This window comes from Ferrimonas balearica (genome assembly GCF_019802085.1).
GTDB classification, from domain to species: domain Bacteria; phylum Pseudomonadota; class Gammaproteobacteria; order Enterobacterales; family Shewanellaceae; genus Ferrimonas; species Ferrimonas balearica_B.
In genome coordinates, this window is sequence record NZ_JAHVHV010000001.1 from 1,346,875 (window position 1) to 1,373,493 (window position 26,619).

The window sequence follows — 26,619 nt, forward strand, 5'->3', positions numbered from 1 at the left end:
CGGATGAAAGCGGCACTGGCCAACCCCTACACTCGAGTTGCCCTGACCGGCTTTGCCTTCGGCGTGGTCGGCATCGCACAGCACATTCTGCCCTTGTGGTTGTGTGCCCTCTCCCTGCTGCCCTGGATAGTGGTGGGGGCCCGAGCAACAACCCAGCTGTTAAACGATGACGAGGGGTAGTAACCCGCCTCTCCCCCTCTTTGCCCGGTGGGCTCTTCCCGGTTATTCCACCCAAAAACAAAGCCGGCCACCCGCGTCATAAACGAGGGTGACCGGCTTAAGGCATGAGCCGCTAAAGGGGTCAGGCGGCCAGCTTGGCGATCGCTTCCCGAGCCTGGGCCAGGCCCTCTTCGCCGCGGGCCACCCCTTCGGCGTTGATCACCGCCACGTCGGTGATGCCGACAAAGCCCATCACGGTACGCAGGTAGGTGTCCTGGTGGTTAAAGGCGTGGGCCGGGCTGCCGGCGCTGTAGTTGCCGCCACGGGCGCTGATGAGCACCGCCTTGGTGTCTCCCAGCAGGCCCTCGGGGCCGTTGCTGGTGTAGCGGAAGGTGACGCCGACCCGGCAGATGTGGTCAATCCAGGCCTTGAGGCCGGAGGTGACCGAGAAGTTGTGCATCGGCGCACCGATCACCACCTCGTCCGCCGCCAGCAGTTCCCCCACCAGCTCATCGGACAGAGCGATGGCGGCCTGGGCCTCAGGGGTGCGGTCCCCTTCTGGGGTGTAGTAGGCGCCGATGGTGGGGCCGTCGATGTGCGGCGGCGGGTTGATGCCCACATCCCGGTATACCACGGTGCCGGTGGGGTGCTTGCTTTGCCAGGCGGTGACGTACTGGTCAACCAGGGCGCGGGTGTGGGAGTGTTCCAGGTTGGGGCTGGAGTTAACGACGAGCAGGCTGGGCATGATGGACTCTCCTTGAGTTCGGTATGGAGCCCATTTTAGGTTCACTTATGCGAATTAAAATCGCATAATCCCGGCTAATCATTTCGAAAAAATTGGATCATCATGTACCGACCCCACTCAACCCTGGAGCAATGGCGGATCCTGCAGGCGGTCGTCGACTGCGGTGGTTACGCCAAGGCCGCCGCCGAGCTGAACAAGAGCCAGTCCTCGTTAAATCACGCCGTGGCCAAGTTGCAACAGTTGATGGGGGTGCCGCTGTTGGAGGTCAAAGGGCGCAAGGCCGAGCTGACGCCCCAGGGCCGGGTGCTGCTGCGCCGCTCCCGCACCCTGACCGCCGAGATTGAGCAACTGGAGCTGCTGGCCACCAACCTGGAGCAGGGCTGGGAGCCGGAGATCAAGGTCTCCCGGGAGATCCTCTACCCCACCCAGGCGCTCTACCAGGCGATGAGCCGCTTTTACCCCGAAAGCCGGGGCACCCGGGTCACAGTGATCGACAACGTCATCAGCGGCACCACCCACGCCATCTCCGGCCCCAGTTACGATCTGGTGATCTCCGGGCGCACTCCACCCGGCCACCGCGGCGAGGCCCTGGGGGTGATCAAGATGATCCTGGTGTGCCATCCGGCCCACCCCCTGGCCCGTGAAACCGAAGTGGACGAGAAACGCCTGGCCCAGGAGCTTCAGATCGTCATCCGAGACACCGGCCCTGAGGCGGACAAGGACCTGGGCTGGCTCAAGGCGGAGCATCGCTGGACCTTCTCCAACTTCCACGAGGCGATCGCCATCCTCAAAGAGGGGGTGGGGTTTTGCTGGGTGCCCGAGCACCTGGTCTGCCCGCACCTGAGCGACGGCAGTTTGGTGCACCTGAGCCAGGCCCGGGTGGATTTTGCCATGATCCCCATGACGCTGATCGTCCCCAATCCGGACCGCCTCGGCCCCGCTGCCACCCGCTTTGCCGAGCTACTGGTGGAGGCCAGTCCCCAGGCCCAGCAGGCCAATACCTTCCCCGGCGGTCGTTAATCCGCCGCCCGGACGGCCAGGGTTTTGTGTCGCCCCATGCCCCCCGTGGCGGCGACATCCCCTGGCCTTGACCCCATCGGGCCGAAACCCCTGTTGACCCACCCCCATTCGCCGCCGTTTTCCCCTACGTCATCGCCCTCGACTTCCAGTCACAACATGCTGTTTTCCCTACCTTAAGCCTCAGGATTGTGATACAGATCATGCCCTGAGCCGCCATTCCTCTCCCCGGGGCCAAGCCGGCCCCCATGGGAAGAACAAGAACGAACAAGGAGTCATTGAATGGAAATGGTTAATGAACTGGTGGGGACCATCAACGGCATCGTCTGGGGGGTGCCCATGCTGGTGCTCATCCTCGGCGTGGGCCTGTTCCTCACCGCCGGGCTGCGCCTGATGCCCATTCTCAAACTCCCCACCGGTTTCCGCCTGCTGTGGCAGGGCCGTAAAGACTCCGGCGAGAAGGGCGACATCAGCGCCTTCAACGCCCTGATGACCTCTCTGTCCGCCACCATCGGTACCGGTAATATCGCTGGTGTGGCCACCGCCATCGCCCTGGGGGGCCCCGGGGCCCTGTTCTGGATGTGGTGCACCGCGCTGGTGGGCATGGCCACCAAGTACGCCGAGGCGGTGTGCGCGGTGAAATTCCGTGAAAAGGCCCCCAACGGCGAGTTTGTCGGCGGGCCCATGTACTACATCAAAAACGGCCTCTCCTCCAAGTGGACCTGGCTGGCCACCGCCTTTGCCCTGTTCGGCTCCATCGCCGGCTTCGGCATCGGCAACGGCGTGCAATCCAACTCCGTGGCCTCCGCGCTGCAGGACAGCTTCGGCATTCCGGTAGAAGCCACCGGCATCGTGCTGATGCTGCTGGTGGGCGCCGTGCTGATGGGCGGCATCAAGCGGATCGCCACCGTGGCCGGTAAGCTGGTGCCCCTGATGGCCTTCTTCTACATCGGCGCCGGCCTGATTGTCCTTATCATGAACGCCGGTGCCGTGCCCGGGGCCATCGCCCTGGTGGTGGAGAGCGCCTTCACCCCGGTGGCCGCCCAAGGGGGCTTTGCCGGTGCCGCGGTATGGGCCGCCATCCGCTTCGGTGTGGCCCGGGGCGTGTTCTCCAACGAGGCGGGCCTGGGTTCTGCGCCCATCGCCCACGCCTCCGCCAAGACCAACAACCCGGTGCGCCAGGGCCTTATCGCCATGCTGGGCACCTTTATCGACACCCTGATCGTCTGCTCGGTCACCGGCCTGGCCATCGTGGTCACCGGGGAGTGGACCAGCGGCGTCTCCGGCGCCCCGCTCACCTCCGCCGCGTTTGGCTCGGCGGTGCCCCAGGGCCAGGTGATCGTGGCCATCGCCCTGGCGGTGTTCGCCTTCACCACCATCCTCGGCTGGAGCGTCTACTGCGAGCGCTGCGTCCAGTACCTGTTGGGGGACAAGGCGGTCAAACCCTTCCGCCTGGTCTTCACCCTGGCGGTACCCGTGGGGGCCATCGCCTCGCTGGACTTCGTCTGGCTGCTGGCGGACACCCTGAACGCCATGATGGCGATCCCCAACCTCATCGCCCTGGTGCTGTTAAGCCCCGTGGTGTTCAAGCTGACCCGGGATTACTTCGCCGGCAAGGACACCAGCCTGCCCGCCTCCGAGCAAAGCTAAACGAAAACGCCCCGGCCCAGTGCCGGGGCGCTTTTTTCCATCAAATCCACTCCCACCGCTGGCGCTTCGCGCCCCCTCGCCTAGAGTTAGTTTTCGCAGCGCCAAACAGTTCATTTTCTCCAGGCTTTGAGGTGGGTTATGGCCAGGTGGTTGGGAAGGGCAGTACTGTGTTTCTGGGCGTGCTTCTGCTGTGCAGGGGCCTTGGCTTACGACATCCTCCTCTCGGATTCGCCGGACCGCAGCGATCCCCGGCCTTTGGCCGGCGCCAGCGTCTCCGGCCCCATCTACGTCTTTATCAGTCCCGATACCGGGCTCGACCAGGTGCAGTTCTTTATCGACGGCAGCCGGGTGAAAACGGAGAACGTCTCCCCCTGGGACCTGGGGGGCACCGCCTCAGACCGCAGCGCCCTGCCCTTCGACGCCGACAGCCTGGCCGACGGCCCCCATCAGATGAGCGTCACCCTGCTGCTGGATGACGGCAGCAGCGAAACCCGCCAGGCGGATTTCCAGGCCGGTGATGCCGGTCCGACTCTGGTGGTCAGCCCCACCTCGGTCGCCCTGCAAAGCCCCGACGGCGGTGCCGTCTCAGACCAGGTCGATGTCGCCATCAGCGATGGCAGCGCGCTGTCCGTGGCGGTGAGCGAATCCCTGCCCTGGCTGAGCGTCACCCCCACCGCCTCGGTGACCCCCTTTAGCCTGACCCTCAATGCCGACCCCAGTGGCCTGACCGATGGCGTCTATGAAGGACAGGTCAATCTCAGCGCCGATGGCGTGCCCGGCACCTCGCTGACCGTCCGACTGAGCGTGGGGGAAACCAGCGGAGACGATGCGCCGCAACTGCATCTGACCTGGGACCACGCCCAAAACAGCTTCACCGCGGTGTGGTTTACCCCGGACAACGGCGCCCAGTCGGAGCTTCAGTACCGGCTGCTGGGCAGTACAGCCTGGCAGAGCGTGATTGGGTCGGTGCGACACAGCAACGAGGATGGCTGGTACCACCAGGCCAGCGTGGCCACGACCCGCGGGGCCACCTACCAGTACCGGGTGCGGCTGGACAGCACCGGCTTCAGCCGGGTCTACCAGGTGCGCGCCCACCCGGCCGCCGACGAACCCTGGGATCTCACCTTCGTGGCGGACACCGGCCTGCTGGGGCGCCTCGATGGGCTAACCAACGGCACCCAGGCGGTGATCGACGCCATGAAGGCGATCGACCCCCACCTTATCCTGCTGGGGGGAGATTACGCCTATTACGATAAGGACAAGCGCTACGGCACCCTGGAGCGCACCATCGACGCCTGGTTTAATCAGATGGCTCCCCTGGCGCCCTACGCCCCCATGATGCCCATTTGGGGCAACCACGAGATCCTCAACAACGAAGGGTTCGAGTTCTGGCACGCCCGCTTCCCCACCCCGGACCACTGGGAGTGGGACGGTGGGCGCATGTACGCCTTCGACGTGGGCGACGTGCACTTTGTCGGGGTATTCGCCCTGCGCGAGTCCAACGACGGGATCCCCCTGGAGGCGGTTGCCTGGCTGGAAAACCACCTGAACCAGGTCAAGGACGCGGGCTATCGCTGGATCATCCCCTACCTGCACGCCGCCCCCTTCTCCGACGGCAGCAACCACGTCTCGGCGGAAACCATCCGCGGCCATGTGGCGCCGCTGTTCGAAGCGGCCGGGGTCAAGCTGGTGCTCTCCGCCCACGACCAGTCCTACGAGCGCACCTACCCGCTGCTGGACGCCGCCGGTGACATCGTGGTGACCACCACGGACCTGGACTGCTACGACCGCAGCCAGGGGATCACCTGGATGAAGATCAGCCCCGGCGGCAAGATGAGCGACAAAAACGGCAGCTTCTCCGAGTGGCTGACGGTGCCGCCCCCCTACTGGACCGCCCGGCGCGACAACACCGCGCACCACTTCGGCCACCTGGAGTTTGACCCCGGCGGCGACATCACCGTCTCGGTCTACCAGGTCACCGACGGCGAGACGCCCACGGTGTTCGACCAGTTCCGGCTTACTGAAGATTGCAACGACGAGGGGATCGCCGCCAGTCCTGCCGAGCTCAGTTTCTCCCTGGCCCCCGATGAGCAGGGCACCCAGTCCCTGACCCTGAGCCTGACCGACGCCGGCAGCCTGAGCGTCAGCGAAGCCCTGTCCTGGCTGAGCGTCAACCCCAGCAGCGGGGCCTCGCCGCTGACAACGTCCGTCACCGCCGACAGCACCGGCCTGGTGGATGGCATCTACCGCGGCACCCTCAATGTCACCGGCAATGGCCTCTCCCGTGGGGTACCGGTGAGCCTCACCGTCAGTGGCGGGGGTTACCAGCTGGTGCGCACCGAGGACGCTCAGCGCAACGGGCCCAGCCCGATGAACGGCGCCTCGGTCAGTGGCGAGATCTTCGTCCAGCTGCTGCCGGAAGAGGGCGTGCAGCGAGTGCGCTTCTACATCGACGGCAGCCGGGTCAAAACCGAAGGCGTGGCCCCCTTCGACATCGGCGGCACCGAAGGCAACGACGATGCGAAGCCCTTCAGCCTGGCCGGTTACGCCGATGGGCCGCACCAGATGCGCGCGGACCTGGAGCTGTCGAGCGGCAGCACCGCCTCGGTCTTTGCCGATTTCACCATAGGTGCGGTGGGCGATTACCTGAGCTTCAGCCCCGCCAGCCTTGCGCTGTCGGTGACCCGGCCACAGACCCTGGCCCAGGGCGACGTCACCCTGAGCGGCTCCCAAGCCACCCAGGCGGACATAGAAAGCTCCGCCGCCTGGCTGCAGGTGGCCCCCAATCCGGCGGACACTCCGGCCAACCTGACGGTCACCGCCGACAGCAGCGCCCTCTCCCCGGGCCGGCACAGCGCCACCTTGACCGCCACCAGCCCCCTGGGCAGCGACAGCCTGGCCGTCACCCTGGATGTGCTGGCCGAACCCAGCGACACCCCGGTCCTGCTGTCCCTGTCGCCGGATCGCAGTGGCGCCGTTGGGCTGGATGGCCAGAGCGTCAGCGGCCTTATCTACGTCTTTGTGGATGCCGACGGCGCCGACCGAGTGCGCTTCTACCTGAACGATCCGGGCCGCAGCAGCCCGACCCAGACGGAGTACAACGCCCCCTGGGATCTGGCCGGCACCAACAGCGACTCGGCCCGCTCCGCCAAGCCGTTCGATACCGCCACCCTCAGCACCGGCAGCCACACATTGGAGGTGGAGGTGGTGCAGGGGGGCAGCAGCACCTTCTACCAGGCGGTGTTTAACGTCACCCGGTAGGAAACGGCTCTGAACGCCCCCGCCCGGGGGCGTTCTTTTTTCGGCGCCACTGGACCAAGCGCCAATGAAATTCGTACAGAGGCCAACCCAATCACCCACGCCAACACCAAAGGCCAACGCCCATGAAGCGCACCCTGTTCTGGTTCCGCCAGGATCTGAGACTGGACGACAACCCGGCGCTGCTGGAGGCCGCCGACGGCAGTGATGAACTGCTCTGCCTCTACTGTATCGACCCGGCCTGGTTCCGGCCCGGGCGTTACCAGAGCCGGCCGGTGGGGGCACGGCCCTGGCGCTTTATCCGGGAAAGCCTGGAGGATCTGGCGGTGGCCCTACGAGGTTTGGGGCAGCAGTTGGTGATCCGCCAGGGGGATCCCCTGTCGGTGATCCCCACTCTTTTGACCCGACACGGCATCGAACGGGTGGTGTGCACCGCCCCCATCGGCTGGCAGGAGCGTCAGCAGTGGCTCGCCCTGCAAACCCGTCACCCCGAGGTACGCTTCGAGGCCCTGCAGTCCTTCACCCTCTACGAGTTGGACCGCCTGCCCTTCGCGTTAAAAGACCTCCCCAAAACCTTCAGCCAGTTTCGCAAACGGGTGGGCCACATCCCGCTGCGTCCCCGCTTTCCCGCCGCCCGGCAACTGCCTCCGCCGCCGCTGGATATGGCCAGCGATCCCCTGCCCCAGGCAAGGGCACCGCTCAATCGCGACTTCCAGGGGGGCGCCTCCGCCGCGCTGGTCCACCTGCAGCACTACTTCGCCGGCGACGCCGCCAGTCGCTACAAGCTGACCCGCAACGCCCTGGACGACTGGTCCAGCTCCACCAAGTTCTCCCCCTGGCTGGCCCAGGGTTGCCTGTCGCCCCGTCAGGTGCTCAGCGCACTGGACCGCTACGAACGCCACGCCGGGGCCAACGAGTCCACCGACTGGATCCGCTTCGAGCTTCTGTGGCGGGAGTATTTCCAGTGGTATGCCCTGGCCCACGGGGTGCGGCTGTTCGCCTTTACCGGGGTGCAGCGGGTGCGCCGCCCCACCGCCTTCTACCCTGAGCGCTTTGCCCGCTGGACCCAGGGCCACACCCCCTACCCCATCATCAACGCCGCCATGCACCAACTGGACGCCACCGGCTTTCTCTCCAACCGCGCCCGCCAGCTGGTGGCCAGCGCCTTCGTCCATGAATTGGGGCTGGACTGGCGCTACGGCGCAGCCTATTTCCAGGAGCGGCTGCTGGATCATGACGTGGCCAGCAACTGGGGCAACTGGCAGTACCTGGCCGGCGTCGGCGCGGATCCCCGGGGCTGGCGCCGCTTCGATCTGGCCCGCCAAAGCGAGCTTTATGATCCAGAGGGCGAGTACGTGACCCGCTGGTGCGGGGAGACGGTGGCCCCCTTGGACAGCCTGGATGGGGCCGACTGGCCGGTGGAGACCACGCCGTGACGCCGAACAAGATCTGTCCTGTGTGCGACCGACCCTTCTCCTGGCGGCGCAAATGGCGCCGCTGCTGGGATGACGTACGCTATTGCAGCGCCCGCTGCCGCGCCCGGCGCCGACATCGACGGGCGACGTCATGACCCACACCCTACGCCTTATCCTCGGCGACCAACTCAACGCCCACCACAGCTGGTACCAAACCCAGGATCCCGGGGTCCTCTACGTCATCGCCGAGCTTCACCAGGAAACCGGCTACGTCCGCCACCACATCCAGAAGCTGTGCGCCTTCTTCGCCGCCATGGCGGAGTTTGCCAAGGCCCTTGGGCAAGCCGGCCACCGGGTGCAGCACCTGACGTTGGATGACACCGCCCCCTACCCGGACCTGCCCGCGCTGCTTCGGGCCCTGATAGCGCAAAGCGGCGCCCGCCGCCTGGAGGTGCAGCGACCGGACGAATACCGGCTGCTAGCCCAACTGACGGATATGGATCTGCCGGTGGCGATATCCCTGGTGGACAGCGAACATTTCCTCCTGCCCTTTGAGGAACTGGACCGCCACTTCCAGCGCGGCACCGCCCACCGGATGGAACCCTTCTACCGCAAGATGCGCAAGCGCTACGACCTGCTGATGGATAAGGGCGCCCCCCTGGGGGGGCAGTGGAATTTCGATAAGGAGAACCGCCAGGCCCTCACGCCCGCCGACTTTGACCGGGTACCCCAACCTTTGTGCTTTGCCAACGACGTCGAGGCCATCAGGGCGCGGCTCGCTCGCCATGGCGTCCAGTCCATGGGACGACTGGAGGGCCCCCTGCTCTGGCCGGTCACCCGTGCCCAGGCCCGGGAGCTGCTGGCCCACTTCTGCCGCTGCGCCCTGCCCGCCTTCGGCCGTTATCAGGACGCCTTGTCGCAGCAGGCCCCCCACAGCTGGAGCCTGTTTCACGCCCGCTTAAGCTTTGCCCTCAACAGCAAGATGCTGCACCCCATGGAGGTGATCCGGGCGGCCATCACCGCCTTCGAGACCGACGAAACCATCAATCTGGCCCAGGTGGAGGGCTTTGTCCGCCAGATTTTGGGCTGGCGGGAGTACGTGCGGGGGATCTACTGGGCCAACATGCCCGGCTACGACAGCCTCAACCACTTCGACGCCCACCGCCCCCTGCCCAGCTGGTACTGGAGCGGCGAGACCCGGATGGCCTGCCTGAGGGCCGCCATCGGGCAGTCACTGGAGTACGCCTACGCCCACCACATTCAGCGGCTGATGGTCACCGGCACCTTTGCGATGTTGATCGGCGCCGAACCGGACCAGGTGGATGCCTGGTACCTGGGGGTCTACATCGACGCCATCGAGTGGGTGGAGCTGCCCAACACCCGGGGGATGAGCCAGTACGCCGACGGCGGCCTGCTGGCCTCCAAGCCCTACGCCGCCAGCGGCAACTACCTCAACAAGATGGGGGATCACTGCGCCCAGTGTCCCTACGACGTCAAGGACAAGGCGGGCCCCAACGCCTGCCCCTTCAACAGCCTCTACTGGCACTTTATGGCCCGGCACGACCGGGAGCTGGCCCGCAACCCGCGCATCACCATGGTCTACCGGGGTTGGGACAACCGTCCGGAATCGGAGCGACAGGCGATCCTCGAGCGGGGCCAGTGGTGCCTGGACAACCTGGAGCGTCTCTAGCACCCTGGCCTCGACACAAAAAAAGCCCGGCTTGCGCCGGGCTTTGAGTTCAAGACAGGGAAAATCAGTTGAGTTTGCTGACCGTCAGGGTCGGTGAAGCGATGTCCGGCCCGGTGACGGTAAAGCGGTAGGTGCCCGCCTCGGCGCCGGACAGGGTCATGTTGGCGCCCTTGGACGCCAGGGGTTTGACCGCATCCAGCACCACGGCTTCATCGCCGCCGATGGCGCCCAGATCCACGGTGGACCAGTCACCGGTGGCCACCTTGAACTCGTGGTCGCCGGCCTCCAGCACGATGTCCACGCTGTAGCTGGACAGGCCCTGGTAGCTCAGCATGTCCACCTCGCCCCAGCCGTTCATGCTGCCGCGCACGTAGACCACATTGGTACCGAACATCTCCGCCGGGTACACCGCCAGGGTGGGCTCGTTGAGATCCGAGGCATCGAAGATAAAGGCGTAGGTGGTGTCCACCGCCGCAGTGAACAACATGTTCGCCCCGGCCACCGCCAGCAGCTCCTCCTGGCCTTCGGTCACCGTCGGATCCGCCTCGCCGGAGCCGTAATCCACGGTGGACCAGTCCTCGGAGGCCACCTTGAACTCGTAGTCGCCGGCACTCAGGGCCACGTCCACCCGGTAGATCCCGCCGCCCAGGTAGGCCAGTTCGTTGTCGGTGCTCCAGCCGTTCAGGCTGCCACGCAGGTAGACCGGGGTGCCCACAAAGGGCTCCTCGTTGAACACCGTCAGGATGGGGTTCTCTGCATCGGAGGCGTCCAGGGAGAAGACGTAGGTGGCGTCGATCCCGGCGTTGAAGTGCAGGTTGTCACCGGCACGGCGCAGCGGCTCGGCAACGCCCTCCTCCACCTGGGCCTCGGCCGCGCTCAGTCCACCGAAGTCCACGGTGCTCCAGTCGGCGGAGGCCACCTTGAACTCGTAGTCGCCGGCGGCCAGGGTGATCGCCACCCGGTACTCGCCGTCGCCCACGTAGGTCATGCTGTCCACTTCGCCCCAGCCGTTCATGCTGCCGCGGACAAACACCTCGGTGCTGCCGTAGGGCACCACGTCCGGCGCACCGACGGTGGCGTTGGCGGAGAGGCCCTCGCCCTGTTCACCCACCTGGGGCTTGATGAACACCGCGGTGGTCAGCGCCGGCACGGTGAAGGTGCCCTCGCCTTCGCCGGCGGCAAAGCTGGCGCCCCGCACCCGGCTGTCCAGGGAGGCGGTCAGAGTCGGGTGCAGCTCGAAGCCGGCGGCGGTGGGCACGGTGTGGCTCACCTCGTTGGCGCTGCCGTTCACCATCACCACCATGGCGTCCACCATGGGATCGAGATCCGCAAGGCCGATGCCGTCGTCCAGGCTCATCACGATGACGCCCTGGGTCTGACGCTTGCCGACGTTGTGGAAACCCAGTCGGGCCACCACGTCCGCCTCGCTGGTCAGGCGCAGCAGCGGGCTGTCGCGACGGATGCTCAGCACCTCCTGGAACAGGGTGGCAGCCAGGTCGATCTCCTGCATGGAGACCTGGGCGTTGGGGTTGGCCGAGATCCCGGCGATGGTCTCCCAGTTATTCTGGTTGTCCTGGGCCAGGGGCAGGCCCACGTTCCAGTTGTTGCTGGTCTTGGTGAAGTCCACGTAGTTGAACCAGTCACCGGCGTCGTAGGTGTTGCGGTCCATGGACTTGGAGCGCAGCATGTCCCCGCCCATCTGCAGGAAGGGGATCCCCTGACTGAGCAGCGGCACGGTGGCGGCGATGTGCTGGACCCGTACCCGATCCTCAAGGCTCAGCCCCACACCGTGGTGGTAGTGCAGCTGATCCCACAGAGTCTCGTTGTCGTGCTTGGAGACGTAGTTGATGCTGTCCGCCGGATCCAGGGCGTAGGCCGTGGGCTGGCCGTTCCAGCTAAAGGCGTTGCCGGTGGCAGAGTTGCCGTTGAAGTCCTTGAGCACGTAGTTTTGCAGGTTGCCCGCCATGGACAGGCGCAGGGTGTCCTGATCCCGCAGGCGCTCGTCGGACTCGGTTTCGGCAAACAGGCGCCCCTGGCGCACCGCTTCGCGGATGCGGTCGTTGAAGGTGCCCACCTCGGAGCCGGCCATGTCAGCCTGCTTGGCCTGGACGAACAGGCGGTTGTCCGCCACCTCGCCGAAGTTCCAGCCCTCACCGTAGAAGTAGTTGTCCGGGTCCACCGCCTGCACCGCGTCCCGGGCCGCCAGGATCCCCGCCTTGGGGTGGTGGCCCATGATGTCGAAGCGGAAACCGTCGTAGCCGTACTGCTGGGCCAGGATCACCAGGGAGTCGGAGACGAACTTGTCCATCATCCGATGTTCGGTAGCGGTGTTCTCACAGCAGGTGGAGCGCTCGATGTCGCCGCTCTCCTCGTTGTAGCGGTGGTAATACCCGGGCACCAGCTTGTCGAACACCGAGTTGTCCCACAATCCGGAGGAGCTGGTGTGGTTGTACACCACGTCCAGCACCACCCGCAGGCCCATCTCGTGCAGGGCCTGGTTCATGGCCCGCAGTTCGAGGATGCGCGCCACACCGTCGGGATCGGAGGCGTAGCTGCCCTCGGGAACGATAAAGTGGTGGGGATCGTACCCCCAGTTGAAGCCGTCCAGGCCGCGCATGGCGTTGACCAGCTCCTGGGCGTCGGCGGAGCCCGGCAGGGCCTGCTCCAGCAAGCTCAGGATGGTGGCACCGTGATCCTCGGTGGCACAGGCCGGCGTGGCGTTGTCCGTCATCTCGCACAGGGTGCCCAGGGTGTCGGTGATCTCCACCCGCTCCTCACGCAGCTCCTTGACGGTGGCCATGTCGGTCACCGGCAGCACGTGGAAGTGGGTCATCCCCGCCTGGGCCAGGGCGCTCAGGTGGTCCACCGGTGCGGTGCCCTGCTCGGCAAAGGCCAGGTACTTGCCCCGCACCGCTTCCGGGGTGCTCTCATCCCGGGCGCTGAAATCGCGCACGTGGCCTTCGTAGATCACCGCATCTTCCGGATTGACCACGGTGGGCACCGTGTGGCCGTCCCAGCCGGCGGGCTTGAGATCGTCATCCTCCAGGTTCACAAACTGGCTGTAGCGGCCATTGGCGGAAAGGCTCAGTGAGTAGGGATCCGTCGACTCGATGGTCTCGATCTGACCGGTCAGCGGGTGGTAGACGGTCACCTCGTAGCGGTAGAACTGGCGGTCCAGGCTCATGTCCCCGCTGTGGGACCACACCCCGGTGTGCTCATCCAACGTCATCCCCTGGCTGCTCACCAGGTTCTTGTCCGCGTCGTAGACGTTCAGCGCCAGCGCCTGAGCGGTGGGCGCCCAGACCGAAGCGGTGATCACATCGCCCTCGTAGTGCACCCCAAGGGCGGCCTCATCGGCATCGGCCTCACCGAAGGTGTAGAGCGCGTCCAGCACCTTGGCGTGCTGCACGCCGGTGGCCATCACCGGCAGATCCTCGGCGTCGTAGCCCACCACCAGCATCTGGGCCTTGGCGATCGCCTTGGCCTCGTCGGCACTGAGGTTGGTGCTGTAGGCCGGCCAGCCGGCCAGGTGCGGCACCCGGGCGGCCTGCTCCGGCGTCAGGGTGGTTGCCACCAGTTCCAGGCTTTGGCCCCCTTCGATGCGATCCGGCTCGGTCATCAACTCCAGGCCGGCGTTGGCGTCGTAGTGCAGCTTGATGGCACTGAGGCCGCTGTTATCGGCATTCCACAGCAGGGTGTCCGCATCCAGCCAGTGGGCGCTGGCGCCGTCGATGGTCAGCGGCTGCGGGCCCAGGCTCAGGATCGGGTACTCGTAGACGGTGGCGTGGGCGTGGAAGGTGAAGCTCATCCGCTGGGCCCGCTCATCCGCCTGGTTGAGGATAAGCTTGGCGTCGAAGTCACCCAGGGCCTTGCCGGAGCCCTCGGTACCGATGTGGATGATGAAGTTACCGCACTCGCCGTAACCCTCTTTGAGGTTCAGGATCCAGTAGGCGCCGTAGTTGGGGTCGATGCCGACGTAGTCGTGGCCGTTGGCCCAGTCGGTTGAGTCGTGGGGCGGCGCGTAGGCGTCACACTCCTCGTTATTCCAGGTGTGCAGCTTGTAGCCGACGTAGCTCTCGTCGGTGTCCCCCATGCGGTTGTAGTAGAGCACCGCTTCGTTCTCCCCGGGGACGGCCACCGGGGCCGGCAGGTCCGGGTTGTAGCCGATGATGCATTGCTCGTTGTTTTCGTCCGGGAAGCTGGGGGCCGGACACTGGATCGGCTCGGGATCCACGCACTGGGTGCCGGCGGCATTGGGCACCTGGGGCGCGCTGCAGGTCAGCAGCACCTCGCCGGACTCGGACGAGTCGCCGCAGCCCCACAACAGGGCGCTGCCAAGGGCGATGGCCGCCAGTTTTCCTTGATGAGACAGTCTCAACATGGGTCGATTCTCCTAACGTTTTGGGCGCGCGATGGCGACAAACTCGATGACGTTGGTTGTGGTTCGAGGTGTCATGGGGTTACAGCGCATAGGTCACGCCCAAGAAGTATTCCCGGCCAAAGTACTGCAGGGTGCCGGTGCGGTTTTCGTTACCGAAGTAGCTCTTGGTGGGTTCGTCAGTCAGGTTGTTGACCTGGAACAGCACACCGAAGTGATCGTTGATTTGGTAGGAGGTCTGGAAGTCCACCACGGTTTCATCGTCGAAGTTGACCACCTGCTCGTTCACCGCCACCTGTTCAGAGACAAAGTCGCTGCGGTAGCGGGCGCTGATGCGGGTGTCGAAGCCCTCGTAGCTGTAGAACAAAGTGGCGGTGGCCACGTGCTCGGACAGCCCCGGCAGCATCTGGGTGACGGTTTCACCGCCCAGATCGGTCTGGGACTCCACCTCGGACTCGGTGAAGGAGTAGCTGGCGTTCAGACCCAGGCCGGACCAGGCTCCCGGCAAGCCGGTGAAGATCTGGGTGTAGGCCAACTCCAGGCCACGGATGTAGCCGCCCTCGGCGTTGTTCACCGCGGTGGTGTAGGTGCCGTTGGTGGTTTCGATCTGCTCGCCGCTCTCGGGATCGACGATGTAGTCCGGCACGTTGAAGCCGTTGCCTTTGAAGTCGAAGCCCTCGATGGCGATGGTGTCGATAAAGGAGTCGATGTTCTTGTAGAACAGCGCCGCCACCAGCGCCCCGTCCGGCAGGTAGTACTCGTAGGAGATGTCGTACTGGTCCGCGTAGAAGGGCTTCAGGAAGGGGTTGTTGGTGGAGGAGCCGTTGATCTCACCGTCGTCGTTGACCGACGCGCTGGCGTCACCGGCCAGGCGGTTGATGGGCGGGCGGGACATCACCCGGGCCGCGGCGAAGCGGATCTGGCTGTCCTCGGTGATCTTGAAGTTCAGGTTCAGTGACGGCAGGTAGTCGGTGTAATCCTCGCCCTTGATGGTGGGGGCGTAGAGGCCGTTGACGATGCCAATCTCATCGACAATGAACTGGGCGCCCAGGGCCGGATCGCCGCCGACGTTTTCCAGCAGCGTGGCGGACTGGTCGGTGTCCACCCGACGGATCCCCACATTACCGGTCACCGGGATGTTGCCGATCTCGGCGTTGATGTTCAGCATCACGTAGGCGGCCAGCACCTCCTCGTACACCTTGCCGCTTTGCAGCACCGACCAGGAGTAGTTGGTGGTGTAGCCCTGGGGGTCGAGCACGCCATCGGCGTTGCCCCAGGTCTGCACCGGCTGGGGCACCCCACCGGGGAACCAGGCGGCCAGGGCCTTATCGAGATCGATGGCCAGGTAGGAGGGGAAGTAGCTGAAGTCGCCCTCCCAGTTGACCACGGTGACCATGTCCTCGGTCAGGCGCAGCGGCGGCTCGGAGCTGGAGAAGGCGCCGTCGTTGCCGTATTCGAACACCGAGCGGTCGTTGGAGTATTCGCGATCGGAGTAGCGCACCCCGAACTCCAACGAGCTGAACCAGTCGCTGTCCAGCTCGTAATTGAAGTCCAGGCGGTAGGCCTGCACTTCATCCTCGTTGACGTAGGGGTAGATCCCGTACTTGCTCACCATCACCCGGTTAATGTCGGAGAAGGCGTCCGCCTGACTGAAGCCCACGTCGGGCAGGTTGAGGCCGTTAAGCAGGTAGTTGATGGAGACGTCGGTGTCGAACACCGGGTTGGGCACGGTGGCGTCCTCCGCCACGTTGGCCCACAAAAGGCCGTTGCGAAAATCGCTCTTGGCGGAGGAGTAGGAGATGTCCGCCACCACGGAGAGGCGATCGGTGGCCTGCCAGCTGGCGTTGATGCCGTAGCTGTCCACCTCGTCGTAATCCCGGTTGTCATCGTTGACGATCTCCACCCGGGTGAAGCTTTGGCTGGTGCGGCTGAAGTTGCCGCCGATCACCGCGTTGCCGTCGATCACCGGGTTGGTCACCGAAGCGCTGGGGCCGCCCAGCTTGACGCGATAGCCCCGGGCGAAGGCCTCGGAGTCGAAACGGGAGATAAAGGCGTCGGCCTTGAGCACGAAGTCGGTGCTGGGGGCCCACTCGATGGCGCCCATGTAACCGTCACGGGTTTCCACCCCGCCCAGGTGCTGGATCTCGAAGCCTTCACTGATGTACTCGTTGGCCGGGTTGTCCTCCGGGCCATCGGTGTCACCGGGCAGGCCGTCCACGTCCTTGTTGCCGTTGTAGTGCAAGCCGATGAACTGGGTGGCCACGCTGGGCTGGTCCAGTCGGGCGTAGCCAAGGGCGAAGCCCAAGGTCTCGTCGAGGAACTTGCCCTGGTAGGAGAAGCTGATGCGCGAGCCGTACTCGTCGGCGCCGTGCACCTCGGAGGCGCGGTCGTTGTACATGCCGCGCACGTTGGCAACGAAGTTGTGGGTCTTCTCGGCGGCCAGGGGGCTGGCGGTGGCCAGCTCCACGGTGCCCGCCACGCCGCCTTCAATGAGCGACGCCTTGGGGGACTTGTACACCGCTGCAGAGGTGATGAGTTCGGAGGGGTATTGGTCAAATTCGATGCTGCGGCTGCCGCTGGTGGAGACCTGCTCGCGGCCGTTCAGGGTGGAAAACACGAAGCCACCGGACATGCCGCGGATGTTGATCTCCGCCGCCTGGCCCCCGGTCCGTACCGCGGAGATCCCCGGCAGTCGGGTCAGGGCGTCCGCCATGGAGACGTCCGGCAGGGCCCCCAGGTCATCGGCGCTGAGCTGCTCGGACACGGTGTCGCTGAAGCGCTTGGCATCGAGGGAATCAATGAGGCTTCGGCTGTAGCCGGTCACCAGGATCCGCTCGATCTGGTCATCGGACGCCGCCGCTTGCTCAGACTCCGCCTCGCCCTCCTGTTGGCTTTCGGCAGACTGCGTCTGTGCGGTCTCCTCCTCCTCGGCCGCCCAGGCGTTATAGGGCATGAGCGATGCGCTCAGCCCGGCCGCCACGAGCGCCAGAGTCAGGACGCTGGGTTTGAAATGTGACATTGGTGCTCCCCTTCCGTCATTTCGACTGTTAGTGGCCCAATGCCGCGCTATACAACCCAACTAGCCTGAACATTAGGCTTATAATTCAGGGGTTATGTTAGGCACGTTAAAATTTATGCCACAACGTTATGCATACGTATTCATAACCTTTTATTAACCTGCCTTTCGTTGTAATGACGTAGGGCCAATGGCAGTAAAATGCCTGGAATGAGCAACACTTAGCGTCGAACGCCCGTTAATGACGCCCCTCTATCCCACCCCGACTCGCCCCGTTTCTCACCCGTTTCACAGCCGTTTGCTGGCCGCCAGGGCCTGGTAGGCGTCGCGGATCTTCATCAGCCGCTGGTCCTCTTCCGCCAGTTGGGACGCGATGCCCGCCAACACCTTCTCATAGGCGCTGTCGCGTACCCCCTGGGCTTTGGCCTTGTAGTGAAACTCGTGGGTGATGTCGCCCCAGGCGTCCTGGAGCTTAGAGCGGATCTGGATTTCACAGAGCATCTGGGCCGACTCGATGCGGGCGTCGGTCTGGGTGCCGGAGACGCTGTCGTAGCTGACCTGGGCCAGCAGGTGCAGCGCCCGGTAGCCGGTCTTTTTGGGGTGGTGGATGTAGTCCTCGGTGTCGGACTGGAAGGTGAGGTGTTTGGAGGAGGCGATAAAGCGCAGCATCCCCAGGCAGTCGTCCACAAACCAGCAGACGACCCGGGCGCCGATGAGATCGGTGATGGCATCCAGGGGGTGTTCGAAGGGGGGCCAGCCGCGACGGGCCAGCTTGTTGAGTACGCTGTTTAAGGTTTTGACGCGGGTGGTGACGGCCACCGCCTCTCTGGGCAACCGGTGGCGCCGGCAGTAGGCCAGGGCCAGCTGATCCAGTCGGATCTGAAGAAGCTCGCGGATCTGCTCCAGTTCATCGCCGTAGCGGCCAAAGTAGCGCACCAGGCGGGCGCGGTCATGCTCGTTGCCTGTTAACCCCTGCTCGGCCATCCGTCACCTCCAAAACCCTGCCTTTTGAGTGTAATGGATGACCCCCCGGAGCCTTGGAAAAATCGCGCGCTGACGTTGCTAAACGGGATTTGGGCTTACTCGGTGGGCTCCGGCGACAGCAGCTTGTAGAACAGCACGGTGGCGTCCAGGGTGCCGTCGGCGCTTTTGGCAAACTGCGGGATCCGCCCCGCCTCGGTGTAGCCAAGGGTGTGATACAGATGAGCGGCCACATCGCCGAGTCGGGTGTCCAGCACCAGCAGCGACAGCCCCAGGACCGCCGCTTCGGACTCCATCATCGTCATCAGGCTTTTGCTGAGCCCCCTGCCCCGATGCCGGCGGTGCACCATCAGCTTCTCCACCTCGCCCCGGTGGGCGCCGTTGGCCTTGTGGCACAGGGCCAGTTGCACCGCCCCCACCACCTCATCCTCCTCCAGCGCCACGTAGAGCTTGCGGCTTTTCGTCTGCAGATCCGCCTCGACGCCGCGCCAGTAGTCGGCCAGTGTTTCGTCACTGATTGGCGGGAGAAACCCCACCGATGCACCACTGTCCACGCTGTCTTTCAGTAACCGGGTCAGCGAGCCGGTCAGCCCTTTTGTGGAGGGCACCTCCATTAAGATCATCACCCACTCCCTGTTGTGTGATTCAACCCGGCCCCCGGGCCGTCGCTGTTCGCAAAAGGAACCCTTCAGCCTGCGTTGCGGGCCCGGTACTCCGACGCCAGCAGCGCGTACTGGAACTCATCGCCCCAGGCGCCCTTGAAAAACACGTTCTGCACAAAGTGCGCTTCGCGGCGAAAGCCCAGGCGTTCGAGCAATCGCCAGGACGCCTCATTACGGGCATCGGTGGTGGCCACCACCCGATGGCGCCTCAGTGTCTCAAAGAGGTATTGCAGCAGCGTGGCGAGGGCCTCGCTGGCCACCCCTTGGCCCTGATGGGCCGGCGCGACGGTAAAGCCCACCTCCACCTGCTGCTCGTCGATAAAGTGCACCGCCAGATCCCCCAGCAATCGGCCCTGCCCCTTCTCGGCAATCGCCAGCTGATACCACTGGCCTGGGCGGGCAAAGTCGGCGTAATCCGTGCCCTCGAAAAGCACCTGGGCGTCCTCGTATTGGTAATCCGTCCAGCTTTGGTATCGGGCCACTTCGGGGGCCGCCCTGTACTGGGTAAAGGCGACCAGATCGGCCGGCTCAAAAGCGCGAAGGGTAAAGCGTTGAGTCGTTAATCTCGGGGTGATCATCGATGTTGGCTCTTTAAGGTTGTCAGTGTGGCCAGGGCCCAATCCGTGGCTAGGGGTTACAGGCGCACCCCAGTTTGCCCTTTTCATCCTGCCATTCGGAATAGTGCCCTTCCCCACCGCATTGCGCGCGCACCTTCTTACATTGATGCACGCCGTACCCAACAATGGAATCCGACAGGCCCGTCATCACATCACTGGCCACCCGGTTGTGCAGTGACGTCTTAAAGTGGGTACAGCCGCTTAACCCCAGCAGCAACACGACAAACAGCAATCTCATATCAACATCCTTTTGAGAGTAAATCATGGGGAGAAAAGCCAGCCTGGAATTATTGCACTGGCAGAGCACAGCGAAGGAATAAACAGCCCGTAAGGGGCTAAGAACGGCAGGCTCTAACGGACACTACAGGGCCCACAGCCTGTACAACCACCCCGCTACCGCGGCCAGCGCCACCGCCAGGAAAACCAGGCTGAGGACGACATTCAGGCCCAACACACCGCGCCATAGGATGGAGTCCATCCCATAGCGGACGCGTCGCCCAGGCAGCAAGAGGGCAACGGTTGAGGGCACTGACAGGCAGGCGGAGATACACAGCAGCGGAAAGAGCACGCCGAGAAAGAACAGGCCCACCCCGCCGGCGGCACTGGCCGGCGCCTCGGGCTCCAAGCCGGACAGCATCAGCCAGCCGCTTAGCAGCACCAAAACGCACAGCCCTAAAGCGGATAATTGAATGGTTCGCATACGGAATAATGACTTGGGAAACAAATAAAGGGGGCAGTCGTCTCTATCAATTGAACGCGACACGTTAGGCGCAACCCACTACTGGGTCGAGAGCTCTCCATAACGAAGAAACATTAAGCCAGCACCGCTACCCATCTTAGAGGGAATATGATCATCCCTCTCTGATATCCAATCGAGCTCTGTCCCCCATGGGCAAGCGGCGAGCACCTCACTGACCGCAACATCAACGGCTTCCAAACCGTCGCCTGAGGCTAGAGGTTCAGGTTCCCCATGAGTCTCCTGCCTTGGACAGATAACGCCCGCATTAAGGAAAGCAAAAGGCAGCGGCGATTAGTTAAAACTTTGCGCCCAGCCAAAACTCAATCGCCGTGTAGTTTTGATAACCCATAGCTCGACCAGATGCGGCTTTTATATTTCACGCAATGTGCCACTTGCACTTAATATTGGTTGAGCCCATTCATAGAACTTTGATATAGGCTTGTCCCAAGGCCACTGGCCATTTGTAGTTGGCCAGATAAGTTGCAGCACTTTGAAATCGTCGCCTTTATGTAACCATAAACCCCAACCCAAGTAGTTTTTGTAGTTAGATTTATCGACCTCAACGAAACAAACATCAAAACCTTCAAGAAGGCCAGAATAGTAGTAGCCGGGTACAAAGGTTTCACCAGAAAGTAGTCTATCCTTGTAGTTATTTATTATCGAATGTGACAGTTCCGGCTTTAGGCCAACAACTATCAAGTCTGGCTTATCTTGCTGCTTATTGATTCCAATAGAGTAGCTAAAGCGAGGCTCACCATCGCCCTCCATAACGCCCAAGATGTGGCAACCATATTTTTCTATGTCATCTAGAGCTTTCAGGTCTTCTTCGTCCATCGTTCCTCCATGAGATATAACGCTCAAATCTACGGTTGCAAAGAAATTCAATAGCCTATGTCTATTAGGTCATATGTGAACGTGAAGCACTCGCCAATGCCCACCAGCCGACGATAGGTGTGACAACTATTGCAAGCAACGCCGCCCAAACGGCTTTGAATGCAATGAAAGAAGATACATAGAAAGGCTTAGCTTGACCAAGATAGAGCGCCCATACCACAGGGATAGCGGCGAAAATAACGCAAACCGTCCCAAGAAAAAGGCCGCGCACCGATGAGGAACGCCGATACCACCCCGTCATCGGAAACTGTTCGAGAGGCAGAGGCGGTATTTTCCCTGCGTCAAGCTGCCGCGAAACAATAGCACTTACAATGACGCAGGTAAGGAATGGCAAGAGAAAGGCCGTGAGCAAGAGATCTAAACCTATGCTGGACTCGCCCCATAGTGGTATCGACTCCTCCGTTCGGAACAACGCCCAAACGATTAATCCATTGATGAAAAAATTGAAGACAGCAGGAACAACCCCCTGCTCAATTAAAAGAAAGTGTCGATGCCGGGCTGAAATTGCCGTCATATTAAACTCCGAAACCCTTACGACCTAACGCCCCGCTCAGCGGAAGCAATTCAGTTGGCTAAACTCGGCGAGGCACTCGCAACAGCCAACTGAATTGCGATCCGCCTGCAGCGCCTTGTTATGTTTACTCACACAAACAAATTTCTGAGACTTTAACTTTGACATCACCAGAACCGTCTCCCAATTCAACTACATAATCAATACAATTAGCCTGTTGGTTGTAACTTACGACACTGCCTAGTTTCCCATGGTGTTCACCAGCGACTATTTTCACTGGGTCGTTTATCACAAAGGGGACGTTTTCGCTTCGAGCACCAGAGTAAAACTGTTCTTCAAAAACTTTATCTACATTCATCGATATGCTTGACCCGCTCCGTAAACATAACGCTCCACTTAGCGGGATCAGACTGCCCGGCTATACTCCGCGAGGTATGAGCGAAGCCGGGCTGGCTGAAATCCGCCTACAGTGCCTTGTTATGTTTCATTTGCTGTTTCGTCCAACATTGTGACCAATCTTTTAGCCTCTTCTTGGCTTAGTGTGATTGGGCGAAATGAAAACGATAGCTTTGCGTTGTCAGCGACCTCAATACCTACGCACTTTTCGCCAGATCTCTTCGCAATAAGGTGAACCCTGATTTTCGTTTTGTTTATTCCACTTGTTTGAACAATTTCGCGCTCATGCGTTTCTAGAATTTTGCCGCCAAACATTAAACCTTTCCCGAGTTTGGTGAAAGCTAAGATAAGGATGATGGCAAAGAATGCTATAAAAAGTAAGAGAGAAAAATCCAATATATCCTCCTTGAAACATAACGCCCCGCTCAGCGGGAGCAGTTTGGTTGGTTAAAATCAGCGAGGCACTCGCAACAGCCAACTGAATTGCGATCCGCCTGAAGCGCCTTGTTGTATGCCGTCAGCCCAGCCACTCCGCCAGAGCATCACTAGAAGAGAACCCCAACATTTGTAGGCTATCAGTACTTTCTCCAAAGGCCAGAGCGAATTCAGCTTGGGTATCAAGGGTTAATAGCCAGTTGTTCTTCGACCTGGCGATAGCCCACACAGTGTCTTCCTGATACTTCTGAAGGTCATACTCAGGGAAACAAGCTGAAGTGACTTGTACCTCAATGGGCTTAATCAGATAGCCAAGAAGATCAGATTTACACTGCTCTACGTACTCTTCGTACGTTTTCCCTTTTGGCGTAATTAACTGAGGCTCATCCCCAAAGGACGTCATCAGTCTAGATATAGCTTCGGATTCAGTCATGGCATACAACGCTCCCAACAGGGGACGAGCGTAGCGAGATCCCGCGCACGCAGTGCGCATTTCTGATTGGGCTTGTTATATGAACAAGTCAACCACTTAACTCTGACATTCGTCTTATCTTTCTATGGGAGAGATAAGTCAACAAAATTGCCAGAACCTGAAAGAGTGCGAAGGCATATAGAATGCCCTTCAATCCGACACTACCATTTGACGCATACTGGATTAGGGTTAGAAAAGTCAAAACAAACATCAGCAATGCTTCGTTAAAAAGCAGAATTTTAAAAGTAACTTTCAATGTCCCCTCCAACTCTCAACTTGTGCATATAACGCCCCCAACAGGGGCCGAGCGTAGCGAGATCCCGCGCACGCAGTGCGCATTTCTGATTGGACTTGTTAGGTAGCAACTTAAAGTCAGCCATAAAGCTCCTTTGGCTAGTACTCCTGTTTTTTCTGAAAGTAGCCACCACTTATCCTCTCCTTAAATAGTTTGATTGCAGCGGGGGCTTCTTCGAATGAAACCAGATCAAATTTATGTCCACGTTCAAAAAAGAAAACCTCGTATGTTCCTTCAACGTGGAGGATACAATGTCCATCAGCAACCGGTAACCGCCCAATATAGTAGCTACCCCTTCTATATCCTTTTGCCGCGAGTTCTTTCCGCAGCTTTGCTAGAGCTAGATCCATCCTGGCTACCTAACGCCCAAATAACGGGCAAGTGCAGCGGCTCCGCCGCGTCGTGGCACTTGTCCCCGCGAGGAGCTTAGCGACGAGTGCTATGGTTAATTTGCTTGTTAGGTAACGTGCCTGGTTAAACACGAATTGAGCTACCTTGATTCGAGAACATGAGGTATCGCGCCCTTTCGGTACTGATGCCCCAGTCGTCTGTTTCCCAGCGCCGATAGCCCGGATCAGTTAAAAACAGCTGGTAAGGAGACTGAACAAAGCTATCCCAATCTCTGATTAGTTCGAGCGATGCGTTCTTCTCGAAGTCATGGAACTCGTCTCCCTCGGGCTTCGTGACGCCGATAGTTCCATCTGTAACCAGGCCAACTAAGACTTCTTGAACCTGACCACATTCAACGGCCCACTGGTGGAAATCAGAGCGAAGTTCCAATACTGGAGCTTCCTCAGACGCCAACAGAGCAACGAGAAAATGGGTGTCGTTTGAAGTCAGTTTTTCCATTAGTTACCTAACAGTATATTAGTTTGAATTCTCGATAAGCTTCCTACACCAAACCGTCCTGGTTTGGCCTAAGACAATGACACCCCACGGGTTTGGGCCCGACAGATGCACTTGCGACTGTTTGAAAGCGAGAATCCAGTTGAAAGTTCGCCCGTTCCGCTAGCAAACACTTACAGGCAAGCCTCTGTTTTTATTGATTTTTGTTTATAGGGCAGGCATTGGTGGGACGCATTAAACCGCACGGGTTGGCGCTGTAAGTCCTTGAACTTTGCCCAAAGTCACTTATAACTGTATATCCATACAGTTATTGGCGTGAGTGAGGTGGCGGGATGAGTTCAAGTCCATTTTTGCGCAAGATCCGTGAAGCACTTCGGGTCAGGCATTACGCGCTGCAAACCGAAAAGAGCTATCTCTATTGGGTACGCTACTTCATCCGTTTCAACAACTTAAGGCATCCCTCCGAGCTTGGCAACCAAGAGATTGAAGCCTTCTTAACCCATCTGGCCAACCGCCGCCACGTCAGTGCAGCAACGCAGAATCAGGCGCTGTGTGCCCTGATATTCATGTATCGGCATGTACTGGACAAACCTATTGTTGGATTGCGTTTTGGCATGGCCAAACGCCAGGCCCGGCTGCCGACGGTGCTCAGTCCGACAGAGGTGGCTCGGATATTAAGTCAGTTAAAAGGCGAGTATTGGCTGATCACTACCCTGCTTTACGGCAGTGGCCTTCGGGTACACGAGGCGCTGAGGCTGCGGTTAAAGGATGTGGACTTGGAAGGGCGCTCGCTGTTTATCTTTCAAAGCAAACGCAATAAAGATCGCTACACTTTGATCCCCGAAAGCGCCCTGCACCCGCTGGCGTTGCAGATTGACCGGGTCAAAGCGTTGCACGACGATGATGTGGCCCAGGGCGAGGGGATGAGTTCGGTTGCCCCCGCTCTGTTCCGCAAATACCGAGGCGCGCTAAAGACGGCCGCCTGGCAATACCTCTTCCCCTCCACCACCTTGTGTCAGCATCCCCATGACGGCTATCGCTGTCGCCATCACAAGCACCACAGTGCTTACGCCAAGCACTTAAAGGCGGCGGTGCAAAGTGCCGGCATCGATAAGCGAGTGACGGCGCATACCTTTCGCCACTCTTTCGCGACTCATCTGCTGCAAAACGGCGCAGACATTCGCACCGTTCAGGAGCTATTGGGCCACTCGGATGTGCGCACCACGCAAATCTACACCCACGTGGCCGGGCAGAGACATATCGGCACGCTGAGCCCGGCGGACAGGCTGGTCAACCGGGGTGACTCCGGGCAAGCCCTTTCAGGTCAGCCCGAGTAGGCTCTGTCCCAATCCTTCCACACCGGCTGCAACCCCTGCTGGGTGATGGCGCCGGCCACCTCGGCCGGGCTGCGGCCATCATCGATGCTAAACTGCTCCAGATCGTCGCTGGACTCGGCATAGCCCCCCGGACGGGTGCTGGAGGCGGCCGAGGCGGTGGTGATGCCAAGGGCAAAGACGTTGTCGCGAAACGCCACCGACTCCCGGGTGGAGAGGGAGAGATCCACCTCCGGGCCAAACAGGCGCAAAGCACAAATCAGTTGCAGCAACTGGCGTTCGCCCACCGGCGAGACCGGCCCGGGCCCCTCCCCTTCACAGGGGCGGATCCGCGGGAAGGACACCGAGTAGCGGCTGCGCCAATAGGTGTGCTGCAGGTAATCCAGATGCAGCGCCACCATGGCCGCCTCCACCCGCCAATTGGCCAGGCCCAACAGGGCACCAATGCCAATCTTGTCGACGCCCGCCTGGCCCAGCCGGTCGGCGGTTTCCAGGCGATAGCGAAAGTCGGTTTTGTTGCCGCGCAGGTGGTGCTTAGCGTAGGTGCGCGCGTGGTAGGTCTCCTGGTACACCATCACCGCATCCAGCCCCAGGGCTTTAAGCTCGGCGTACTGCTCGGCCTCCAACGGCTGCACCTCCATCTGCAGGTAGGTGAACTGGGCTTTGACCCGCGGCACCATGCGACGGAAGTACTCCATCCCCACCTTGGTTTCGTGCTCTCCGGTCACCAGCAGGATATTGTCAAAGCCCATCCCCTTAAGCGCGGCCAACTCGGCGTCCAGTTCCTGTTCGTTCAGAGTGTGGCGCTTGATGCGGTTGCTCATGGTAAAGCCGCAATAATCGCACTCGTTAGCACAAAGGTTGGACAGGTACAGCGGCACATAGAGGCCGAGGTTGTTGCCGAAACGCTGGCGCGTCAGGGCCATGGACGCTTGTGCCATGGCCTCCAGGTGCACATCCGCCGCCGGAGAGATGAGCGCCAGGAAGTCCTGCCATTCCCGCTTGGGTTTGGCCAGGGCCCGGCGCACGTCGGCCTCGGTCTTGCTGTTGATGGCAAGGGCCAGGCCGTCCCAGTCCTGCTGCTGCCACAGGGTGTAGAAACTCATCGC

At 61.6% G+C, this 26,619-nt stretch carries 23 protein-coding genes; 8 read left to right on the plus strand and 15 right to left on the minus strand.

Annotated features, from left to right (window positions below; all coding sequences use genetic code 11):
* Positions 1–3: 3 nt before the first annotated feature.
* Positions 4–180, plus strand: coding sequence for a hypothetical protein (locus KUV81_RS06235; RefSeq protein ID WP_222542969.1), 177 nt, complete (start codon positions 4–6; stop codon positions 178–180).
* Between the two features lie 121 nt (positions 181–301).
* Here the strand turns inward: KUV81_RS06235 and KUV81_RS06240 are convergent, their stop codons facing one another.
* Positions 302–904 carry an FMN-dependent NADH-azoreductase gene (locus KUV81_RS06240; RefSeq protein ID WP_222542970.1) on the minus strand — a complete coding sequence of 201 codons (603 nt, stop codon included), beginning with the start codon at positions 902–904 and terminating at the stop codon, positions 302–304.
* Between the two features lie 102 nt (positions 905–1,006).
* Here KUV81_RS06240 and KUV81_RS06245 point away from each other — a divergent pair, with 102 nt between their 5' ends.
* From KUV81_RS06245 to KUV81_RS06270, 6 genes are all read left to right on the plus strand, one after another.
* A complete protein-coding gene (locus tag KUV81_RS06245; protein ID WP_222542971.1) occupies positions 1,007–1,924 on the plus strand; it encodes a LysR family transcriptional regulator in 918 nt (305 codons plus the stop codon).
* 279 nt (positions 1,925–2,203) lie between these two features.
* Complete coding sequence (locus KUV81_RS06250) at positions 2,204–3,571, plus strand: alanine/glycine:cation symporter family protein (RefSeq protein WP_222542972.1); 1,368 nt, start codon at positions 2,204–2,206, stop codon at positions 3,569–3,571.
* Positions 3,572–3,772: 201 nt separating this feature from the next.
* On the plus strand, positions 3,773–6,832 hold the full coding sequence (locus tag KUV81_RS06255; RefSeq protein WP_222542973.1) for a metallophosphoesterase: 3,060 nt from the start codon (positions 3,773–3,775) through the stop codon (positions 6,830–6,832).
* 122 nt (positions 6,833–6,954) lie between these two features.
* The gene (locus KUV81_RS06260) at positions 6,955–8,265 is read left to right on the plus strand and encodes a DASH family cryptochrome (RefSeq protein ID WP_222542974.1); all 1,311 of its coding nucleotides are present in this window, start codon (positions 6,955–6,957) and stop codon (positions 8,263–8,265) included.
* The gene (locus tag KUV81_RS06265) at positions 8,262–8,399 is read left to right on the plus strand and encodes a DUF2256 domain-containing protein (protein WP_222542975.1); all 138 of its coding nucleotides are present in this window, start codon (positions 8,262–8,264) and stop codon (positions 8,397–8,399) included. Before KUV81_RS06260 ends, KUV81_RS06265 begins: the two co-directional genes overlap by 4 nt.
* Complete coding sequence (locus KUV81_RS06270; RefSeq protein ID WP_222542976.1) at positions 8,396–9,934, plus strand: cryptochrome/photolyase family protein; 1,539 nt, start codon at positions 8,396–8,398, stop codon at positions 9,932–9,934. The genes KUV81_RS06265 and KUV81_RS06270 overlap by 4 nt, the downstream gene beginning before the upstream one ends.
* 64 nt (positions 9,935–9,998) lie before the next feature.
* On the opposite strand, the gene pulA is transcribed toward KUV81_RS06270, so the two are convergent.
* The 13 genes from pulA to KUV81_RS06335 form a co-directional block, all read right to left on the minus strand.
* Positions 9,999–14,315, minus strand: a complete 4,317-nt coding sequence (gene pulA / locus KUV81_RS06275) for a pullulanase-type alpha-1,6-glucosidase (RefSeq protein WP_222542977.1) — start codon at positions 14,313–14,315, stop codon at positions 9,999–10,001.
* 79 nt (positions 14,316–14,394) lie between these two features.
* A complete protein-coding gene (locus KUV81_RS06280) occupies positions 14,395–17,331 on the minus strand; it encodes a TonB-dependent receptor (RefSeq protein WP_222542978.1) in 2,937 nt (978 codons plus the stop codon).
* A gap of 285 nt (positions 17,332–17,616) precedes the next feature.
* Positions 17,617–18,312, minus strand: coding sequence for a GTP pyrophosphokinase family protein (locus KUV81_RS06285; protein WP_222542979.1), 696 nt, complete (start codon positions 18,310–18,312; stop codon positions 17,617–17,619).
* A gap of 95 nt (positions 18,313–18,407) precedes the next feature.
* Positions 18,408–18,932 (minus strand): GNAT family N-acetyltransferase, encoded by a 525-nt coding sequence (locus KUV81_RS06290; protein WP_222542980.1) that lies wholly within the window; start codon positions 18,930–18,932, stop codon positions 18,408–18,410.
* Positions 18,933–18,997: 65 nt separating this feature from the next.
* Entirely contained in the window at positions 18,998–19,549 is a 552-nt protein-coding gene (locus KUV81_RS06295) for a GNAT family N-acetyltransferase (protein ID WP_222542981.1), read from the minus strand.
* 49 nt (positions 19,550–19,598) lie between these two features.
* Positions 19,599–19,826, minus strand: coding sequence for a hypothetical protein (locus KUV81_RS06300; protein ID WP_222542982.1), 228 nt, complete (start codon positions 19,824–19,826; stop codon positions 19,599–19,601).
* Positions 19,827–19,949: 123 nt separating this feature from the next.
* Complete coding sequence (locus tag KUV81_RS06305; protein ID WP_222542983.1) at positions 19,950–20,288, minus strand: hypothetical protein; 339 nt, start codon at positions 20,286–20,288, stop codon at positions 19,950–19,952.
* A 408-nt stretch (positions 20,289–20,696) separates the two neighbouring features.
* The gene (locus KUV81_RS06310; RefSeq protein ID WP_222542984.1) at positions 20,697–21,161 is read right to left on the minus strand and encodes a DUF4262 domain-containing protein; all 465 of its coding nucleotides are present in this window, start codon (positions 21,159–21,161) and stop codon (positions 20,697–20,699) included.
* A 64-nt stretch (positions 21,162–21,225) separates the two neighbouring features.
* Entirely contained in the window at positions 21,226–21,735 is a 510-nt protein-coding gene (locus tag KUV81_RS06315; protein ID WP_222542985.1) for a hypothetical protein, read from the minus strand.
* A gap of 474 nt (positions 21,736–22,209) precedes the next feature.
* Positions 22,210–22,524 (minus strand): hypothetical protein, encoded by a 315-nt coding sequence (locus tag KUV81_RS06320; RefSeq protein ID WP_222542986.1) that lies wholly within the window; start codon positions 22,522–22,524, stop codon positions 22,210–22,212.
* A gap of 121 nt (positions 22,525–22,645) precedes the next feature.
* Positions 22,646–22,996: a hypothetical protein gene (locus KUV81_RS06325; protein WP_222542987.1), complete on the minus strand. Its 351-nt coding sequence runs from the start codon at positions 22,994–22,996 to the stop codon at positions 22,646–22,648.
* A 432-nt stretch (positions 22,997–23,428) separates the two neighbouring features.
* Complete coding sequence (locus KUV81_RS06330; RefSeq protein ID WP_222542988.1) at positions 23,429–23,680, minus strand: hypothetical protein; 252 nt, start codon at positions 23,678–23,680, stop codon at positions 23,429–23,431.
* A gap of 124 nt (positions 23,681–23,804) precedes the next feature.
* Entirely contained in the window at positions 23,805–24,179 is a 375-nt protein-coding gene (locus KUV81_RS06335; RefSeq protein WP_222542989.1) for a hypothetical protein, read from the minus strand.
* A 329-nt stretch (positions 24,180–24,508) separates the two neighbouring features.
* On the opposite strand from KUV81_RS06335, the gene KUV81_RS06340 reads away from it, so the two are divergent.
* On the plus strand, positions 24,509–25,513 hold the full coding sequence (locus tag KUV81_RS06340) for an integron integrase (RefSeq protein ID WP_222542990.1): 1,005 nt from the start codon (positions 24,509–24,511) through the stop codon (positions 25,511–25,513).
* Here the strand turns inward: KUV81_RS06340 and thiH are convergent.
* Positions 25,501–26,616: a 2-iminoacetate synthase ThiH gene (gene thiH, locus KUV81_RS06345; RefSeq protein WP_222542991.1), complete on the minus strand. Its 1,116-nt coding sequence runs from the start codon at positions 26,614–26,616 to the stop codon at positions 25,501–25,503. The two genes, KUV81_RS06340 and thiH, sit on opposite strands and share 13 nt — an antisense overlap.
* Between the last annotated feature and the right edge of the window lie 3 nt (positions 26,617–26,619).